Origin of the sequence: uncultured Olegusella sp., assembly GCF_947253395.1 — a bacterium.
Lineage (GTDB): Bacteria > Actinomycetota > Coriobacteriia > Coriobacteriales > Atopobiaceae > Olegusella.
The window spans coordinates 1-2,578 of sequence record NZ_CAMXYY010000164.1; the positions used below are offsets into that span (position 1 = coordinate 1).

The following is a 2,578-nucleotide window of genomic DNA, read 5'->3' on the forward strand; positions in this document are numbered from 1 at the left end:
TCATTTCCGCCGCCGTCTGCGTTTTTGCCAAGCCCCTCATGGAGATGTTTGTCGATGCCGGAGATGTGGAGGTCATTGTGGAGGGGGTGCGCTATCTGCGTATTGAAGGAGCGTTTTACTGCGGCATCGGCTGCCTGTTCCTGCTCTATGGTCTATACCGGGCGTTGGGAAAGCCGGGAATGAGTATTATCCTTACGGTCATCTCCTTAGGTACCCGCGTTGCGCTGGCCTACCTGCTGTCCTCAGTCCCCGCATTCGGCGTGGCCGGCATCTGGTGGTCGGTTCCGATCGGCTGGTTTCTGGCAGACTTAGCAGGCTTGCTTCACTATAAATTTCATAAGAAAACGCTGCTTTCTTTCGATTGAAAGTACACTAAATCATAAGGCCGTCCGGGATTTCGCCCGCACTCTCCTTTCTAGTTTTCGTTTTCTGGTTTTCGTTCAACTGTGTCACTAATGGGTGGGCACCTTCGATTCTCTATTTTTGTGCAAGTCCGTATCCAGTGGATGGGCAGCCTTTGGATTATCAATTTATTATGCAACTTCGCAACTAGTAGATGGCCTGTTTTTTTTTTTTTTTTTTTCTCACCTTTTTTATGCAACGTAGCAACTAATGGATGGTTTTACTTTGGTTTTTCTGTTTTACAGGCAACTTAGCAACTAGTGGAGGTGCCCGCGTGCAAGATTCCAAGTTGTGGATAGTTTAGGCGTGCAAGTTATCAAGGTGTGGATGGTTTGAGCCTTAGTTTGCTGAGACTAACCATCCACAACTTGAAACTTTGTCCGTAGACGATATACCCCACACCTGAGCAAAGAAAAGCCCTATCTGTTGACACGCGGGCCAGAAACAATACGCTTGGTGTAAGAACACAAAACCACGCGGATGTGACTGCCGCAAACAGGGAGGGGCTTCAATGAAAGAATACACGATACGGACGGAATTTGCATCAGTTATTGCCATGGACCAGCATGCACGATCCATTACATTATCTGCAAAAGACCTCACGAATGGAAAAGAGATTCATGGACGCCTTAATAGTTGTCCAAGCGCAGACGACATCATTGAATGGACAAAAACGCGTTTGTCAGAACCTATGCGATTTGTATATGAATCAGGTCCATGTGGTGTCCAGCTCGCACGAGATTTAAGGAGTTGTGGGTACAGTTGCGATGTCATTGCTGTTAGTAGTATTCCCACAAGTATAGAAGACCGAAGCCATAAGGATGACCTGCGAGATGCAGATCGGCTACTTGCTGCTGTCTTGAATCCAAAATCAAAGTGCCGATCGATCTGGATTCCAAATGAGGAATCAGAGGCAGCCAGAGATTTAGTGAGATCCTATTACGATGCAGTGAATGCGGTGCAGCGCAGCAAGCTTCAATGCTCTTCTATGCTTCTTCGTCACGGCTATGTTTGGAATCAAAGAACGAAGTCTGGAAATCTTAAGGGAACATGGAGTGAATCCTACATTTCATGGGTAAAATCTGTTGAATTACCCCAGGTGGCAGAACGTTTAACACTACAATTCAACCTGGCAACCGTTCTTGAAAGATTACGCCAGTGTAAGGAAATTGAAAAAGAGTGCCTAAATGTTTGCTCACTACCGCGCTTTAAGCCATACATCGATGCATTGACGCGATTAAAAGGAATAAACACAATGACTGCATTGGCTTACGTGGCGACGATGGATAATTTTACTCGATTTAAAAATGGAAGAAGTGTGGCCAGGTATTTTGGATTAACCCCCAGCCGTCATGACAGTGGTGAGAAAACAGGCCACAATGGGCACATCACAAAAACAGGAGATACAACCGTCAGAAAGGCTGTCATAGAAGGACTTGCAAGTTTATCTCAACAAAACCGGAATCCCAAAACGATGCGCGCAGGTCATGAAGTTTCACCAGAAGTGGAGGCTGAAGCGCGCAAGTGTAATATGCGCCACTATAAGCGATTCCGGCATTTAATTTCCAAGGGCAAGAAAATAAATGTCGCAAAAGTAGCTGTCGCAAGTGAGATGGTTCGCGATATGTGGGCCATTGGTTTAATGGTTCACAACGAGAACTTATTGACGTAGTTCTATTTTTGAGTATCACAGCCAAAAAGCTTTGGTTCGAGAGCGTAGGGAAGTTCGCGCTGACGCTGTGCACATCATTCATTTGACGCGTGCGTACGTAGAGTCCACTACAAGCGAAAAATCCCATGCCGAATGACGCGAAGTGCAGGCCAGTACACTGGTGTCTGCGGATCTGAAACTGCCGCCACGCGGCAACCTTTAGCGGGGGCCACTCCGATTGAGGCTTAAAGCTGATTGATATAGACCCAACCTGAAAATTCCGACGGGAAATTTCGGGTTGGGTTGCTTTGCCCTCTTGACAAGGTGCGGGGTATATGGAGCGTCAAACCTAGGTGCGTCTTGAAGCATAAAAAGGGGGCCCGTAGACTTAGAGGAAAAAGGGGACGTCTCAGGACGTTCGAAGACGTCCGAAGACGTCCAGGGAAGTGACCTCAAGGAGGGGCAATGAATCTCAGGCTGGGTGATTTACAAAAAAACGCGAAACTCAATGCGTGGTACGAAACC

Annotated in this window: 2 protein-coding genes; both read left to right on the plus strand. The window is 47.0% G+C overall.

Translation table 11 applies throughout. The features are described from left to right. Positions 1 to 365: MATE family efflux transporter (locus tag Q0X25_RS08380; protein WP_298581210.1), on the plus strand; the 365-nt coding region annotated here is incomplete at its 5' end. A 548-nt stretch (positions 366 to 913) separates the two neighbouring features. Continuing rightward, positions 914 to 2,074, plus strand: coding sequence for an IS110 family transposase (locus Q0X25_RS08385; RefSeq protein WP_298581213.1), 1,161 nt, complete (start codon positions 914 to 916; stop codon positions 2,072 to 2,074). Positions 2,075 to 2,578 lie beyond the last annotated feature (504 nt).